Source organism: Leptolyngbya iicbica LK, from assembly GCF_004212215.1.
GTDB classification, from domain to species: Bacteria; Cyanobacteriota; Cyanobacteriia; order Phormidesmidales; family Phormidesmidaceae; genus Halomicronema; species Halomicronema iicbica.
The window spans coordinates 60,147-76,533 of record NZ_QVFV01000002.1 but is presented as its reverse complement, the minus strand read 5'-3'; the positions used below and the strand labels follow the sequence as shown (position 1 = coordinate 76,533).

Annotated in this window: 13 protein-coding genes; 6 read left to right on the top strand and 7 right to left on the bottom strand. The window is 53.7% G+C overall.

Annotation, left to right across the window (positions count from 1 at the left end; translation table 11 throughout):
• The first annotated feature begins 20 nt into the window (after positions 1–20).
• Both thiO and crcB read left to right on the top strand, forming a co-directional pair.
• Entirely contained in the window at positions 21–2,264 is a 2,244-nt protein-coding gene (gene thiO / locus DYY88_RS25125; RefSeq protein ID WP_437438581.1) for a glycine oxidase ThiO, read from the top strand.
• Positions 2,264–2,644 carry a fluoride efflux transporter CrcB gene (gene crcB, locus DYY88_RS07420; protein ID WP_039728679.1) on the top strand — a complete coding sequence of 127 codons (381 nt, stop codon included), beginning with the start codon at positions 2,264–2,266 and terminating at the stop codon, positions 2,642–2,644. The genes thiO and crcB overlap by 1 nt, the downstream gene beginning before the upstream one ends.
• A 139-nt stretch (positions 2,645–2,783) precedes the next feature.
• Here the strand turns inward: crcB and DYY88_RS07415 are convergent, their stop codons facing one another.
• Positions 2,784–4,820, bottom strand: a complete 2,037-nt coding sequence (locus tag DYY88_RS07415) for an iron uptake porin (protein ID WP_084607153.1) — start codon at positions 4,818–4,820, stop codon at positions 2,784–2,786.
• Between the two features lie 563 nt (positions 4,821–5,383).
• Here DYY88_RS07415 and DYY88_RS07410 point away from each other — a divergent pair.
• On the top strand, positions 5,384–6,031 hold the full coding sequence (locus tag DYY88_RS07410) for a chromophore lyase CpcT/CpeT (protein ID WP_039728681.1): 648 nt from the start codon (positions 5,384–5,386) through the stop codon (positions 6,029–6,031).
• Here the strand turns inward: DYY88_RS07410 and DYY88_RS07405 are convergent.
• Positions 6,012–6,371, bottom strand: coding sequence for an STAS domain-containing protein (locus DYY88_RS07405; RefSeq protein WP_039728682.1), 360 nt, complete (start codon positions 6,369–6,371; stop codon positions 6,012–6,014). The genes DYY88_RS07410 and DYY88_RS07405 overlap by 20 nt on opposite strands.
• Before the next feature lie 567 nt (positions 6,372–6,938).
• Between DYY88_RS07405 and chlP the strand changes: the two genes are divergently transcribed.
• Positions 6,939–8,174: a geranylgeranyl reductase gene (gene chlP, locus DYY88_RS07400; RefSeq protein ID WP_039728686.1), complete on the top strand. Its 1,236-nt coding sequence runs from the start codon at positions 6,939–6,941 to the stop codon at positions 8,172–8,174.
• A gap of 133 nt (positions 8,175–8,307) precedes the next feature.
• On the opposite strand, the gene DYY88_RS07395 is transcribed toward chlP, so the two are convergent.
• The 3 genes from DYY88_RS07395 to bicA all read right to left on the bottom strand — a co-directional run bounded on the left by DYY88_RS07395 (position 8,308) and on the right by bicA (position 12,665).
• Positions 8,308–8,757 carry a DUF6918 family protein gene (locus DYY88_RS07395; protein WP_039728687.1) on the bottom strand — a complete coding sequence of 150 codons (450 nt, stop codon included), beginning with the start codon at positions 8,755–8,757 and terminating at the stop codon, positions 8,308–8,310.
• A gap of 582 nt (positions 8,758–9,339) precedes the next feature.
• Positions 9,340–10,710: a cation:proton antiporter gene (locus tag DYY88_RS07390; protein WP_039728688.1), complete on the bottom strand. Its 1,371-nt coding sequence runs from the start codon at positions 10,708–10,710 to the stop codon at positions 9,340–9,342.
• A 260-nt stretch (positions 10,711–10,970) separates the two neighbouring features.
• Positions 10,971–12,665: a bicarbonate transporter BicA gene (gene bicA / locus DYY88_RS07385; RefSeq protein WP_039728689.1), complete on the bottom strand. Its 1,695-nt coding sequence runs from the start codon at positions 12,663–12,665 to the stop codon at positions 10,971–10,973.
• A 398-nt stretch (positions 12,666–13,063) separates the two neighbouring features.
• Between bicA and DYY88_RS07380 the strand changes: the two genes are divergently transcribed.
• Positions 13,064–14,131: an adenylate/guanylate cyclase domain-containing protein gene (locus tag DYY88_RS07380; protein ID WP_052288607.1), complete on the top strand. Its 1,068-nt coding sequence runs from the start codon at positions 13,064–13,066 to the stop codon at positions 14,129–14,131.
• Positions 14,132–14,407: 276 nt separating this feature from the next.
• On the opposite strand, the gene trxA (DYY88_RS07375) is transcribed toward DYY88_RS07380, so the two are convergent.
• Together trxA (DYY88_RS07375) and trxA (DYY88_RS07370) are read right to left on the bottom strand one after the other, a co-directional pair.
• Positions 14,408–14,728, bottom strand: coding sequence for a thioredoxin (gene trxA, locus DYY88_RS07375; RefSeq protein ID WP_039728690.1), 321 nt, complete (start codon positions 14,726–14,728; stop codon positions 14,408–14,410).
• Positions 14,729–14,993: 265 nt separating this feature from the next.
• Positions 14,994–15,311: a thioredoxin gene (trxA, locus tag DYY88_RS07370; protein ID WP_039730341.1), complete on the bottom strand. Its 318-nt coding sequence runs from the start codon at positions 15,309–15,311 to the stop codon at positions 14,994–14,996.
• 144 nt (positions 15,312–15,455) lie between these two features.
• On the opposite strand from trxA (DYY88_RS07370), the gene fabG reads away from it, so the two are divergent.
• Positions 15,456–16,202, top strand: a complete 747-nt coding sequence (gene fabG, locus DYY88_RS07365) for a 3-oxoacyl-[acyl-carrier-protein] reductase (RefSeq protein WP_039728691.1) — start codon at positions 15,456–15,458, stop codon at positions 16,200–16,202.
• The last annotated feature ends 185 nt before the right edge of the window (positions 16,203–16,387 follow it).

The following is a 16,387-nucleotide window of genomic DNA, read 5'->3' as shown; positions in this document are numbered from 1 at the left end:
GGTTGAGACCACGATACGCTGTGAGCCGTCGGGCGCGTCACCTTAATTGCAGCGACCTGGAATCGACGCAAGACACGCGGCAGGCCGGCGGCACCGCTGTGGCAGTATCCTCTGGTTCCTACCGTGGCATCGACCAGGTCACAGCGACTCTAACAGCAGGCCGCCCCACTCGCCGAGGTGCTACTAGCCCAGCCGGACGTGACTCCAGCATGTTGCCCCGTCCGGCTGGCTGCGATCGCCGCAGTTCGTTTACGATCAAATGGCTGACAACTGATTTGAGGTGGGCGAAAGGCATGACGGGGACTCCAGATGTCCTAATTGTGGGCGGCGGTGTGATGGGTTTGGCGATCGCCCTCAAGTTGCGGCAAGCCTCACTGTCGGTGACGGTGCTCAGCCGCAACTTTCTCGAAGGAGCGAGCCACGTCGCAGCAGGCATGTTGGCCCCCGGTGCCGAAGACCTGCCCCCCGGCCCCCTATTAGATTTGTGTCGCCAGAGCTTGCAGCGCTATCCCGATTGGGTGCAAAAGCTCGAATCCCTCACGGGGCAATCCGTCGGTTACTGGCCGAACGGCATTCTTGCCCCGCGCTGGCAGCGTCCGGTTGATGTGAGCGATCGCCCTGACACCCAGGGCCGCTGGATTGATGCTGCCCAGTTATCTCATTATCAACCTGGTTTGCCGACGGAACTCGCCGGAGCCTGGTGGTACGAAGAGGAAGGGCAGGTAGATCCGCGATCGCTCTCCCACACCTTGCTCACCGCCGCCCGAGAAGCGGGGGTCGAGATTCACGAAGGCGTCGAGGTGCAGGGATTCGTGCAGCGATCGGGCCAGGTGCAACAGGTGCAGACCACGGCGGGGCCGATGCGGGCCGACCATTATGTGCTGGCGACCGGCGCTTGGAGCAACGACCTGCTGCCGATTCCCGTGACGCCGTTAAAAGGGCAAATGGCCGCCGTGCAAGTGCCCCCCGACGCGGCCCCGGCGCAACCGCTCCAGCGCGTCCTGTTTGGCGAAGACAAGATTTACATCGTGCCCCGCCGCAATGGCCGCATCGTGCTCGGAGCCACCTGCGAGGATGTCAGTTTTACCCCCGGCATCACTGCCGCCGGTATGGCCCACCTGTTCTCAAAAGCGGTGCAGCTGTATCCCCCCCTGCGCGACTTTCCCGTGCAGGAAACCTGGTGGGGGTTTCGCCCCACCACGCCGGATGAAGCGCCGATTCTCGGCCCCAGCACCTGCCAAAACCTGACCCTCGCGACCGGCCACCACCGCAACGGCATTTTGCTGATGCCCATCACCGCCGAGATTGTGTCAGACTACATTCTGGGTCGCGTCACGCCCTTGCTCGCGCCCTTTACCTGGCAACGCTTCGAGCGTTCGACGCCCGCACTGCCCGTCCCTTTACCGACGACACCTGCTATGACTTTACTGGCTACCCCTTCCTCCCCCAATCAGGCCCCTCAGGGATTTGAAGATACGCCCCTGGAAATTGCCGGACGCAAGTTTACCTCGCGGCTGATGACGGGCACGGGGAAATATAGCGACTTTGAAGTGATGCGTCAGGCGATCGCCGCCAGCGGTAGCGAAATCGTCACCGTCGCCGTCCGTCGGGTGCAAACCAACGCCCCCGGTCATGAGGGGTTGGCGGAAGCTCTAGACTGGTCCAAAATCTGGATGCTGCCCAACACCGCCGGTTGCAAAACCGCCGAAGAAGCCGTGCGCGTAGCCCGTCTCGGTCGCGAAATGGCGAAACTGCTGGGCCAGGAAGACAACAACTTCGTGAAGCTGGAGGTGATTCCCGACGCGAAGTACCTGCTGCCCGACCCCATTGGCACGTTAGAAGCTGCCGAACAACTGGCTAAAGAAGGCTTTGCCGTATTGCCCTACATCAACGCCGATCCCCTCCTGGCGAAGCGGTTAGAAGAAGTGGGCTGCGTGACGGTGATGCCCCTGGGTTCCCCCATCGGTTCCGGGCAGGGCATTCGCAATGCCGCCAACATCAAAATCATTATCGAAAACGCCAATGTGCCTGTGGTGGTGGATGCGGGCATTGGTACCCCTAGCGAAGCCGCAACAGCCATGGAAATGGGGGCCGATGCGCTGTTGATCAACACCGCGATCGCCAAAGCCCAAAATCCCGTGGTGATGGGGCAAGCCATGGGCATGGCAACGATCGCCGGACGCATGGCCCACACCTCCGGTCGCATTCCTATCAAAGCCTACGCTAGCGCCAGTTCCCCATTGTCCGGTCGCATCACCGAGTAATGGCGGATTGGACCCCTATTGCGATTAGCATTGGGGCCGTCGGGGGAGCCCTGAGTCGCTATTATCTGTCGTTGTATTGGCTGCAGCGGTTGGGCGATCGCTTTCCCTACGGCACCCTGTGCGTCAACCTCACGGGCGCTTTGATGATTGGCTTTTTGGCCACGGTCGCGCCGCTCTGGGGCCTCTCAGAATTCTGGCAACAGCTGCTCATGACCGGCTTTCTTGGGGCCTACACCACCTTTTCCACCTATATGTTGGATACGGTCAAACTGTTCAGCAGCCAACAGCGACTCCCTGCCTTGGGCTACTGGCTGGGCAGCGCCAGTCTGGGGCTCGTGTGTGTAGAACTGGGGATTTGGCTAGGGGGACTGTGGCGCTAGCGATCGCGGCACAGCTCTGGCCGCATCGACATCCATCAAAAGCCTGAGCCACTGGCTTGCCTAGCCCTGCCGGGCATCACCAGTGGCTCAGATTTAAGGAAACTATCGAATCATGGGCATTGACCCAATCACTCGCGAGTTAGAAGAACAACTGCGTTTGCAGGTTCAAGAAGTAGAGGTTGCCATTGTCGTCAAAGTTATTGGCATTGGTAATCCAATAAAACGACGGCATGATCGCAATGTTTGGCGACAGCGGATAGCGATACGACACCTCAAGCTCTTGCTGGGTGCCGCCATCGCCGCCCCCCGCCACCAAAAACTCCCGACCGTCCAAGATATCGAACGGAATGACATAGGAAATGGTGCCGAGCGCCCCTTCTTTGAACAGATCGGGGAAGGCGAGGCCAAACTGGAAAGATTGGGCATCGACCGAGCCGAGGTCATCGTCATCGTCGATGAGGTTGGTGCTGCCATAGCTATAGCGCCCAAACAGTCCCAACCAGTCTAATGCCGCCCAGTCAAAGTTCACCAAAAAGGTGTCAGCGGTGGCCGCATCCAGCGCCCCGCCAAAACCATCATCCGCTAAACCATACAGGGGCTCACTCACGGCGCCACCGATTTGACCGGCCCCATTGGGTACCAGCCGCGAGCGGGTATACAGCAGTCTGAGGTTCACGTCACTCACTGGTTTCAAGCCCAGTTGCGCTGAGAGGGTATGCGCCCCGCCAAACAGTCCCCGACTGGGATCGGGCACAGCCGTGCTGGTGAGGAATTCAGTGTTTTCTGCCAGCCAGCCAACCCGGAAATCTGCCCAATCAGCGATATCCCAAACCATGACTGCGCCCGTGCCACGATCGACAGCGTTCACTTGGGTGCCCCCACTGGAGTTAAAACTATTGGCCCCGGTGAGGAAGAAGGTGTAACGGTTGTTGTCAAAGAAGCGATACCAGTTAATCCGCGGCCCGATCTCTAGAGAGACCTTGTCACTGATGGGGAAACCGTAGCTGAGTTCGCGGATATAAACATCGTTGATGCTGCTTCCCGGTGTCCCTGTTTGTAAGGTAAAGGGGGCCCCAAAGGTATTGAATAAACCGGCAGAGGTATAAATGTTGGAACTCGCGGTGCCATCGCCCGCTACGAACTGTAGAGTGAGTCGGTCGGACCCCGTGAATGAGCTGTCAAAGTTAATCCACGTGTAGTAGCTAAAGTTGACCTCAGGGTTGGTGTCGATGGTTTGGACAATCGGGTCGCCCTGGGCATCGCGTCCGCCGACAAACGCATTCCCGGCAAACGTCCGCTCGGTCAAGATCGGGGCGTCTCTAAAGCCACTATTGATGTGAGCAAAGACGTTGCCTCGCAGTTTGGTGACAGTGGCAAACTGGTTGGCACGCAGTTCCGCAACGTCAGCTTCAAGGGCATCGACGCGGCCACTCAGTTCCGCCAGTTCAGCGGCAAATTCTTCCGATAGTCGCTGGATGGTCGCCAGGTCGTCGGCAGTGACGCCATTGTCCGTAATGAGAAACCGAATGGCATCCAGACAAGAATTGAGTCCGGCGGCAAACTCATACCGCGTCATGAAGCGATCGCCCCGATAGGTGAAATCGGGATATCCCTCGATGCAGCCATACTCTTCCACCAAACTGGCGAGAGCCTGATAAGCCCAAGCATCGACCGAAACATCAGTTAACTCAGTGATTTCTGATATCTGGGCTAATTGCCTGGGGGCGATCGCACCCAGGGCCTCGGCCTCAGTCGTCACATAGGGGGCAATGGCATCGGCAGTGGCAGCAGCTAAATCAGCGACCTGAATAGGCGCCAGGTCTGCCTCGATGACAGGTGCAGCCATCCCTAGCCAGTTACGTTGAACTTCCGTTGCCCCTGCCGCATCAGCTAATGGCTGTCCGCTGGGCTCGACGCCGATTTGAGCGATGGTTGCCAATTCCGCGTTGGCATCGGTCGTCAGTGCCGCCTGGTCAATCGTTAAGTGATCGGTAAAGGTGGCGGTCGTCAGATCAACGGCAGGAGAGGTGGCCGCGTCCTCTTCGATCAGTGACTCCGAGGCAATGGCAGGGAGCGCGATCGTCGAAGCCAACATCAAACCGGCTAGACCACCGTACTGAGCACACCTGACTCTAGCAGGCTGCATCAGCCCCTGCCAAACAGACATATGAGACATATTTCTACTCACACCAAATTAATACGGTGAAAGTAACAACGCTTTTGTATACAAGTAGTATTCAAAACAACAAAAACCATTGTTTTCGGTGCCTTAAAGTCCCGCAAAATTAGCAATGAAATATGTTTGTCATGAACTTCTCTGCGGCCAATGCCAGTTTCAATACTTTGCAAATCAAATGGCGTGGGTTGCATCAGCCATAGAACAGCGTTGATGGCAGCCTTAGCATCAGGCTGGAGGCTCTACTTCGGAGTCTAATGCTCAAGGGAATCGAATATTTTTAAGGGTTCTTAGAAAACGCTGTGAGGACGGCCCAATGTAGTTGCCTTGATACCACTTCTTTAATCCCCGCATAAGTGCCATTGGACTAGTGAGCCTTGCTGCCAGAGCTGAGACTGTCGTTGCCAGAAGTCAGCCTTGGACTAGGAAATTCGGCGATCGCTCCACTCCAACTTTTCGCGTGCTGTCGGCGCAGATCATAGTGACAACAGGGCTTCACGCTTGCTGAGGAGAAGTGCCCGCCAGTAAAGTTGAATTAACAACGGGCATTAGAGAACAAGTCAATGACGGCATCAACAGCGTTCGAACAACTATGTCGAACATTAGCAGGGACGTTTCAAAATCGCGATCAGGCCCTAGCTGATCCCGCTTGGTATGTTCACCTGCGACTCTGGTGTTCTCCAACACGCCTATTTGTTGAAGACAGTGTCACCTTCTTGATCGAGCAAGCTAGCGCTGCATTTGACCAAGCCCCTTATCGGCAAAGAGTCTTGAGAATCAGAAACGAGACTGACCAGCTCACGGCTGAATATTATGCGTTAAAGAATCCGCTGGCCTGGCAGGGGGCAACGCAAGCTCCCGAGCGTCTGCAAGCACTTCAACCTGACGACTTACAAACTTTAGTGAATAGTCGTTTGTCTATTCAGAGCCGAGCCGAAGGCAACACTATTCGTTTTGAGGCGAGGCAGCAGCCGGGGCAATATTGTCAGTTTGTTGTCAATGGTGAAACCAAACTAGTAGAGCTGGCATTTGATGCGATCGCGACTAGCCCTGACAACTCTATTGCAGCCGCCTTTTGGATGTACGACAAAGGGATTGATGCCGCCACCCATAAACCCACCTGGGGAGCCCTGCACGGCCCATTCAAATTAATCAAGACGCACGATGACAGCGCTCAACTCCCTGATCCCGTTAGCTCGCAATCTGCTTAGGGTTGTTTTGCAAGGCTTCTTCTTCGGTTTCGTAGAGCTCAAAGACCGAATCCATCATGGTGACTTCGAACACCAGCTTAGCTTCGGGATGGACATTACAAATGCGGAAACTGCCCTGGACTTTATCGGCGTCACGCATTCCCGCTACTAAGGACGTCAGGCCAGAGCTGTCAATAAAGTTGACCTGGCTGAGATTAATGACGACATGAGGGCTCAGTCTAGAAATGCAGTCCTGGAGGTTGAGACGAAACTGCCAAGCAGTCGTGATGTCTAACCGCCCAGTGGGCGTAATCACGATAACTTGTCGGCCATCATCAGTAGTGTGCGTTTTCTGATCCATAACCTTTTAATGACATACCTCCGCCTTTAAGATGCACCTTTGTGAGGTCAATCTAACAGACCATTTGTAAACGAGTGGGGGCGACTTGCTTTGAGATAAAATTCCCAAATTTGGCAAATCTTGTTGGCGATCTTCAAGCCCTCAATCTTGATGATGAAAAGTTGGACGACTCAACTGCGTGGCAAACTTCAACCTTGCTCAGCCAGCCTCTGGTTAGCATGCCCAAAGATAGCGCAATCCTACCGTGTGCAACCGCTCAATCAACTATCGAGAGAGTCCAGAAGCCAAAAACCATAGGCGCAGACGTTTACCTAGCGTCTTAAGCAACCAAATCTTGAGTCGCACCGCAACTGTTCCCCTTAGCGGTCAATCGCATCATCAACCAATAACAACGTATTTAGAATGTATTGAGATATTGGCATCTCGGGCATAAAGAACCTCCCACTTCTGGTATCTAATTGTAAACGACTGTTTCATTACGGTTACAACCCCGCGAAACTGCCAGGAATGACGAAAAGCCCGTGATAGTATGCGTTTCGTAGATTTGAACAATCTGGAGAAAAGCTCTTGACCCTGCGAGTTGCCGTTGTCGGAGGCGGGCCAGCGGGCTCCTCTGCTGCTGAAACCTTAGCCAAAGCTGGAATTGAAACCTATTTGCTAGAACGCAAGCTGGATAATGCCAAGCCTTGCGGTGGTGCGATTCCTCTCTGTATGGTCGATGAATTTGACCTCCCCCCCGAGATCATTGACCGACGGGTGCGGAAGATGAAGATGATCTCTCCTTCAAATATTGAAGTCAATATTGGCAGCACGCTTAAGCCTGATGAATATATCGGGATGTGCCGTCGTGAAGTGCTGGATGGATTTTTGCGCGATCGCGCTGCCAAGCTCGGTGCCAAGCTCATCAATGGCACGATGTATAAGTTAGAGCTCCCCCAGACCGATAGCGACCCCTACACGCTGCACTACACTGAGCATCGTCCCGATGGGTTGGTCGGCGACGACAGAACCCTGCAGGTTGATCTGGTGATCGGTGCGGATGGTGCTAATTCGCGTGTAGCCAAGGCTATCGATGCGGGCGATTATAACTATGCGATCGCGTTCCAAGAGCGCATCCGTATTCCTGACGACAAGATGGCCTATTACGAAGAATTGGCTGAAATGTACGTCGGTAATGATGTCTCCCCCGACTTTTACGCTTGGGTTTTCCCCAAGTACGATCACGTCGCAGTGGGCACTGGGACCATGCGGGTTAACCAGGCCAAGATTAAGTCTCTGCAAGCGGGTATTCGTCAGCGCGCGGCTAAGCGTATCGAAGGCGGCGAAATCATTAAAGTTGAGGCCCACCCCATTCCTGAGCATCCTCGTCCACGCCGGGTGGTCGGTCGGGTTGCCTTGGTGGGTGACGCGGCAGGTACCGTCACCAAATCTTCTGGTGAGGGCATTTACTTTGCCGCCAAGTCGGCTCGCATGTGTGCCGAAACCATTGTCGAACTTTCCCACGCGGGTCAGCGTATTCCGACTGAGGCTGACCTAAAGACTTACATCAAGCGTTGGGATAAGGAGTATGGAGCGACTTATCTGGTACTCGACCTGCTGCAGCGCGTTTTCTATCGCACGGATGCAACGCGAGAAGCGTTCGTTGAGATGTGTGCCGATATGGATGTGCAGAAGCTGACCTTTGACAGCTATCTGTATAAAACGGTCGTTCCCGCCAATCCCTTGACGCAGCTCAAAATTACGGCCAAGACCGTTGGTAGCTTGTTGCGGGGCAGTGCTTTATCACCCACTCGCACCTGGTAGACCGAGTTTTCCTTGACACACTCCCACAGCCGAGGCGGTCAAAACCCCCTCGGCTTTTTTGTTGTTGTGTTGTGGGTAATTGAGATGAGAAGCATTGAGGCACCGCTACTGTGGTGCCCTCAATCAAGCATGATCAAGCTCTTTGGAGGAGTTGAATATGATGGCGGTGCAGGATGCCCGCTAACTCCGGCACAACTGCTTCGATGTCACCTTTGACCGATTTGCGCAGCTTGTTGTACACACCAATGATGGGACCAGAGGTGTACTGAATGCGGTGATCAGTGACGCTCAAGATGAGGTCGGCCGTGCGCGATCGGTGTTGTTCCAGGTAAGCAACGGGATCGCCGGATGTCATGGCTTCTTGCCAAAGCGGATCTAAAACTTCTAGGGTAGATGGCAACATGCGGCTAATTGCGCCTGGAATGTAAGTCGGGCCGATGCCTTTGACTATCCGATGGGCGGTTTTGAGCGCTACGCCCGAGACGCCACTTTTTTGAGAAACATGAGTTGTAATCAATTGGTCACAGTCATTGACGATGCTCGCCTGCACTGCCGAGTCTTTAGTCAAATCGTCAAGGGCCATAGTGATGCTCCATCGCTGTTCACACTTGCCTATTGATTGTTCACATATTTGAAGCTAAATCAACGGTTGAACCCTAAGGTTCGAACTTCCTTCATATAAATGTGTGTTTCTTGTCAGGGAAAATACGGGGATGCCCCTTCGTCTTCACCGCTTCGTTACAATTCGACGCTCAAGTATTTTTGCAGAAACTCAAGAGCTAGAGAGTGCGGCTAAGTGACCAGACAGTGGAAGGTTCCCTGTCAGGTGTCAGTCCTGTTGTTGTGAGCAGATTCTGATGCGATCGCGGTTGCTAGTTGCCGGTTAATTCCATTGACCCCGCATCCAGACAGCAGCCCAAGTCTTTGTCGGACTTTTATCAAGCGCAATGACTCACGATACTAATGCGACTCCCAACGATGAAATTGGGAGCAGCGATCGCGATCGCAAAAAAGAAAACGCTTCCCTGAGCCCCTTCATGGCTCCCTAAAATGCTGAAGCGACGCGATCATCGCGTCGCTTCAGCCGCAACAGGAGGTTTGCTAATTATTTAATAGCCGTTGGCAATGAGCATTTACCGTTCCAGTGAAACGCTCTCAGACCCGGCTAAACAACAGTTTCCACTCCTGCTGCTTCTTCGCGGAAGGCCCAGCGCAGCAGCAATGGTGCGACTAGCGTCGTGAGAATCACCATGGCGATGATGGCAGCTTGCAGAGGGCGATCGAGCGTACCGCTAGCGGCCCCGATGCCCGCAAAGACCAAACCGACTTCCCCCCGAGGAATCATGCCCACGCCGACGGCCAAGCGATTGACTGGCTCTTTGCCAAAGACCGCCCAGCCGGTAATGGCTTTACCGATAATGGCGACCACAATTAGAAAGGCCGCGATGATCAAGCCAGCGCGGTTTTCCGGATGAATCGGGTTTAAGACCCCAAGGTCTACCCGTGCGCCTACGGTGACGAAGAAGATGGGCACCAGAACATCGGCAATGGGAATGATTTGTCGATCCAACTCTTTGCGCTGGTCGGTTTCGTCAAGCACGAGACCGGCGGCAAATGCACCCAGGATGGCTTCTAAATGGACGACTTGGGCAACAAAGGCCAAGGCCAGGGCAAAGGTTAACGCTGGAATGACGAGGTTGCCACGAGTCTGCAAACGATCGGCAATGCTGCCAAAGACTTTGTTGAATCCCCGCCCGACCAGAATTGCGCCGAGCAAAAAGCCGCTGGCACTGGCAATCAAAATGGCCACGTTGGTGAGCGATACGTCACCAGTTTTAGCCAGACTAGCGACGACAGCCAGAACGATTATACCGAGCACGTCGTCCATGACAGCCGCACCCACAATGATTTGACCTTCTCGCGATCGCAGTTGTCCCAACTCTGACAGCACCTTCGAGGTAATGCCGATACTGGTTGCGGTCAGCGCTGCACCAGCAAAAATTGCCGGCAGTGCAGCCACATGAAAGATCGCCATCAGGCCAACAGTTCCCAAGGCAAACGGGGCTACCACCCCGACGACGGCAACAATTGCGGCTTGCCAACCAACTTTTTGCAGCTCTTTCAGGTCCGATTCCAACCCGATTTCAAACAGCAAAATGATGACACCCAGTTCGGCCAGGACGGAAATAATTTCGCCCTGGGTTTCAAACACATAGTTCAGGGTTTCGCCAGAGGTGCCCATCAAGACTTGCAAGGCGTTCATCAAGACGGAACTAGAGGCTTCGACTCCAGCTTCTGGAAAAACCAACAGATGTAAGGCAGAAACCCCGACCAACACCCCGCTGACCAACTCTCCGAGGACTGGGGGTAAGCCGATTAACTTTGACAACTCGCCGCCCAACTTACTGGCGAGATAAACCACCATGAGGCTGAGCAATACCCCAGCCAAAATGAGGGGAGCGGCTTCTTCTGAGGGCACCTCCGCGAGCACGGAGGAAACGACAAGGGAATGATTCACCAAATCGGGAGAGAGCATTGCAGACATTTCCTAACGACGTTGAAAAGTGGTTGAGTGAGGTTTGGTCACCGCCATTGTCGAGACTCTGGCGATGTGAGTGAACAGGGCTACCTGATGCAAGCACCAAGCACAGGAAGCAAGGCGCTGATTACAATCAGCGCGACGACACAGTCATCCATCCTGCCCCAGGGGAAGATAGGATGACTGCAAGACTGATGAGGCTCTGAGAGGCAGGGAAGATTGCGGTCTCATCCCTACCCTTGGCTAAAACGATCGTGCTAGCTAATGGAAGACGGCATTACCGTTGCGCTATCCTCAGGAGTCTCCTCTAGCAGCGTCAGAGCACCCTCGAGCGCTGCGACACGATTGGCCACGATGTGCGCATCGGGCACAAAGCGACGGACCCCAAGCTTGTTTAACCGACGCATCGCTTGTTCCGACGCCCCTGCGATAAACACCGGGCGATCGTTTTCACTTGCATCTTGGATCATATTTTCCAGCGAAAGCGACGCCGTTACCCCGAGCATGGGGACATCATGCAAATCCAGCACCAAGACTTTATGGTCTTTCATGGCGTTATGTTCACGAGCGATCGCCTTAGCCACCCCAAAGATCATGGGCCCACTGAGGTGAAAGAGCAACACACGACCGTTAGCGCGATCGAGCAGCGCTTGTTCCTCGGCGGTCATCTGCAGGTCTTCATCTTCATCCGCATCAGTGATGGTTTTGACCCCTTCAGCTTGCAGCTTAGTCAAGCGATCAATCGTGAGAATGTTAGCGACAAACATGCCGACGCCCACCGCCACAATCAGATCCACAAACACAGTGAGGAACAGCACGCCGTACATGATCATCGTGCCTTTCCAAGAAACGCTATGCGCCCGTTTGAGGAAGCTCCAATCCAAAATATCAAAGCCCACCTTCATGGCGATACCCGCCAATACCGCCAGGGGAATCGGTGCAATCAAGCCTGCCGCCCCCAGCACGACCACCATGAGCAATAAGGCCCGCACCAGACCAGAAAGAGCCGTCCGCCCCCCAGTTTGAATATTGACAACGGTGCCCATCGTCGCCCCAGCTCCTGGCAAACCGCCAAAGATACCTGACATCAGGTTGCCGATGCCCTGGCCAATTAATTCCTTATCCGATTGATGCTGAGTGCGGGTTAAGCTGTCGGCCACCATAGATGTCAGCAGGGCGTCAATGCAGCCCAAAGCGGCCAGCATCAAAGCATCGATCAACATGATCTGAAACTGAGCCACCGTAAAGGTGGGGACTTGTAGTGCTGGCAAACCCGTCGGAATCGCCCCAATCCGGCGAATGTCGGCATCCCCAAAGAACGCAATTGACAGCAAAGTTCCGGCAATTAGCACTACCAACTGCGGCGGCAGAATGCGCCTAAAGCGCTTTGGCATGAGGAATAATACCGCAATGGTAAACACAGCCAGAATCACTTCTGGAGCTACAGCATTACTCAATAATTCAGGCAGGTTGGTGAGGGTGCCAACGACGCCGCCTTTGGGACTAGGCTGTCCTAAAAACGGGCCAATTTGCAAAATGATCAGAATCACCCCGATCCCAGACATGAAGCCAGAAATCACGGTGTAGGGCATCAATGTGACGTATCGGCCCAGCTTGAGCAAGCCAAAAATAATTTGTAAAATCCCCGCCATCATGACCACCGTAAAGGCCATGGCCATACCATTTTCTGGGTTGGCGGCGATTAATTCGGCGATAATCGCCGTCATGACCACCGTCATCGGGCCGGTGGGTTCAGAAATGAGGGTGGGAGTACCGCCAAAGAGCGCGGCAAAAAAGCCGACCAGAACAGCGCCGTAGAGACCAGCAGCAGGGCCAGCACCGGATGCAACACCAAAGGCCAGTGCCATCGGTAAAGCAATCACGGCTGCCGTCACACCGCCAAAGAGATCTCCGCGCAAATTGTTGAAGTTTATGCGGTTTGTCAGTGCCATCGCGAACACCTGAATTTATATTGAAGAAAGCAAATGCAGCTATTTAAAACGATTGCTTCTGTTCTATGAAGAGAATATCATTCCGCTAAGAATTCGAGCCTTTAAGACCAATGTTGATATTGATTTTTTAATATTAAGCTTGCTTATTTTTAGAGTTGCAAAAACTAATCAGTTGTCAATCTAATTTGGTGCTACGAGGTTGGGCGATCTCTCTAGACGTATCAGTCTACTGGTTGACAACGTCAGTCATGAAAAGTTGTTGGTATATGGTTGAGGAGCGTCGGTAATCGGTTGGAGTGTCTGAGCTAACCTTTGGCAATTCCCGCGATTGACGCCCCCAAGCAACCCCCTTAAACCTCATTTGCAAACAAACCGGGGTATTAGTCAGGGAAAATTCAATGGGCGAATTGCGATCGACCGTCATTATGAAAACTGATATTCGTGGCTTTACTAATACCGTAGGCCGCCTATCAGAGGCGGAGTTAAGCACGCTGTTGTCAGAGCACAAGCAATTTATTTTAGACCTGGTCGCCAAGCAAGATGGCCAACTGGTGAAAGGAGAAGGGGACGCCTTTTGGCTGACATTTCCCAGCGTCACCGATGCGGCCTTGGCGGCCAGCGCTATCCAAGCCGAGTTGCGCCTAGAGCAGACGGGCAAAAGCGATGACGATCGCCTTGCAGTTCGCATCGTGATTGTATTAGGCGACGTATTGCATCAAGGTAATGACATTTTTGGCGCACCTGTTAACCTCGCCGCCCGTCTAGAGTCGGTCACGCCGCCAGACGAAATCTATCTCTCGCAAGCGGCCTGTCTCGCGTTGAATGCGGCGGAGATCAACACCTCATATGTTGGTGAATTCTCGCTCAAGGGGATGACCCAGACGACTCAGGTCTACAAGGTCAATCTGCAACATCGCACCCGCGTGCTCCCAGACCAAGTCATCGTGATTTCTGACCTGACTAACTACAACATCTACGCCAAGACTCATAGTATTCAGCAAGTTGAGCAGGTGTTAACGCAGCATGAGCTGCTACATAAGCAGGTGTGTCAAAAGTTTGGTGGCGACATCAATATGTTTATTGGTGATGCGTGCATAATGCTGTTTGATTCAGTTGAGACGGCACTGGCGGCGGTTGATGCACTGGTGTCAGACTGGCAAGCCTTTCAGCAGACCCATCAGGTCTCCTGCGCGATGACCGTCGGCATGCATAAAGGCGATATTTACCTGTTCCGAACATATGTTTATGGTGAAGCGTTTCATCTTGCGTCTGGAGTGCAGGTGCTGGCCTCTAAGCTCACTCCGGCGGCCAGTAGTCGTACGTTTGTTTCCAGCCAAGTAAGGGCGGAAATTCAGGATCAGGATTGGTTGGCTAGATTGCACTTAGTGGACGTTCCACCCAAGTTACGCGAACGCTTTCAGTTTCTAGAACAATTTGCGGTGTATGACTTGATAGCGCCGACCTAAGAGAAGAAGGGCACTTTGTAAGCATTTATATAAATGACGTGGTTTAGATAGTTCGGCTTTGTCGATTTTCTGCAGTCCGGCGTTCACGCATTGCAACCGCATCGTTAAAGCTTTAATGCAGAGACATCACAATCAAAGTCGCCGTTGTCGTGACACCCGTGACAAGAATTTGCCAGATCAAAAAGTGACACTGCTCTGTTCGATACAGTGTCACTTCATATCGTCAACCGTTAGGATTAGCTGCCTGAGTAAGATCAACGGCAGATTCATCAATCCCTAAAGATATTTTTCGAGTGTGTTTGCCAGAGTCGTTTTGGGAACGGCACCAACAACCATATCAACCCGTTGACCACCCTTGAAAATCATCAACGTTGGAATGCTGCGGATACCATACTGACTCGCAACACTAGGGTTTTCGTCAGTATTCAACTTAACGACCTTGACTTGACCGTCGTACTGTTCAGAAATTTCATCAACGACGGGCGCAACCATCCGGCAAGGTCCACACCAGGGTGCCCAAAAATCAACGAGAACAGGAAGTTCACTTTCAAGCACGTCTTGCTTGAAGGAAGAATCAGTTACTTGTACGGCTGCCATGCCTCAGATGTCCTTACCTTTCCTAATCACCAAAATACTACCATAGCCAATGTCGCGTCAGTTCTTTGAGTGGCGTTGCATTCAGACACACTCTGAGCGATCGCTCCAACTCACCTGTCCTGCCAGGCTTCCGATCAAGCGATGCGGAAACTTTGCCTCACCGCCTCAAACCGTTGGTACGAATCAGCTAGAACTCTTGGCCCTGATCGCCCTGGCGATGCGATGCATGGAGAGCACAGCCATATTGTCAGCACTGGTAATGACCTTAGAGTAAGGGTTTGAGATCTTGCACAAGCTGCTCAGCGGTACGTACGCCTTCGATGCGTTGAGCGGGTTGCCCTTGCTTAAACAGAACTAATGTTGGGAGAGCGTGAATCTGGTACTGCGAAGCAAGTTGAGGATAGCGATCCGTATCAATTTTCACGACTTTGAGCTGTCCCTGTAATTGGGTATTTACCTGCTCTAAAATTGGGGCCATCATTTGACAGGGGCCACACCAAGTTGCGTAGAAATCGACTAGCACGGGGCGATCGCTCTGGGCCAGCAAATCTGCAAAGCTCGTGAACTGTTGTTTGGTTGCCACGCTGCTCACCACTTTTGACTCAACAAGTCCATCCTAGTTGACCCATTGAGTCGTCGGGGCTAGAAAACCGAATCTCTTTACGGGAGGATAACCGGATGGCGTAAGATAACCCCTTGGATTGAAGTTGTGACAGGAGAGCGGTAGATGGCAGGGCAATTGACCGATCAAGTAGCCGTGGTAACGGGTGGCTCGCGAGGCATTGGCCGCGCGACGGCTTTGGCCTTAGCCGATGCGGGTGCCCATGTGGTGGTGAACTATGCCCGCTCAAGCACCGCTGCGGATGATGTCGTGGCCGCGATCGCAGAGAAAGGGGGCAGTGCGATCGCCGTGCAGGCCGACGTTTCCGATCCTGACCAAGCGGAGGCTTTAATTAAGGCTGCTACGGAGAAATGGGGGCGCGTCGATATCTTGGTCAACAACGCCGGGATTACCCGCGATACCTTGCTGTTGCGGATGAAGCCCGAAGACTGGCAGGCCGTGATTGATCTGAACTTGTCTGGCGTGTTTTACTGCACCCGGTTGGTGAGCAAACTGATGCTCAAGCAGCGCTCGGGCCGCATCATTAATATTGCCTCCGTGGCTGGATTGATGGGGAACCCTGGTCAGGCCAACTACAGTGCCGCGAAGGCCGGCGTAATTGGCTTCACCAAAACCGTAGCCAAGGAAATGGCGGCGCGGGGCGTCACGGCGAATGCGGTCGCTCCTGGCTTTATCAAAACGGACATGACAGAAGATTTGTCCAACACGGAAGAAATTCTCAAATACATTCCCCTGGGGCGCTATGGCGAAGCCGAGGAAGTGGCGGGTTTAATTCGCTTTTTGGCGGCCGATCCGGCAGCGGCATACATCACGGGGCAGGTGCTCACCATCGACGGTGGCATGGTGATGTAGCGACTGGATTGACCTGGTCGCCAGAATGAGATTGAGCTTCACAAGGTTACCTGTTTAGCGGGGCTTGAGATCCTCCGCTGTCGCCGCCCCCTTGCCAAGGGGGCTTTCAAGAAATCGGCTCGAAGTCCCCCAAACTTGGGGGCTTTAGCGATTATCTTGATTGTCAACCCCTCGCCCCCGGTGAA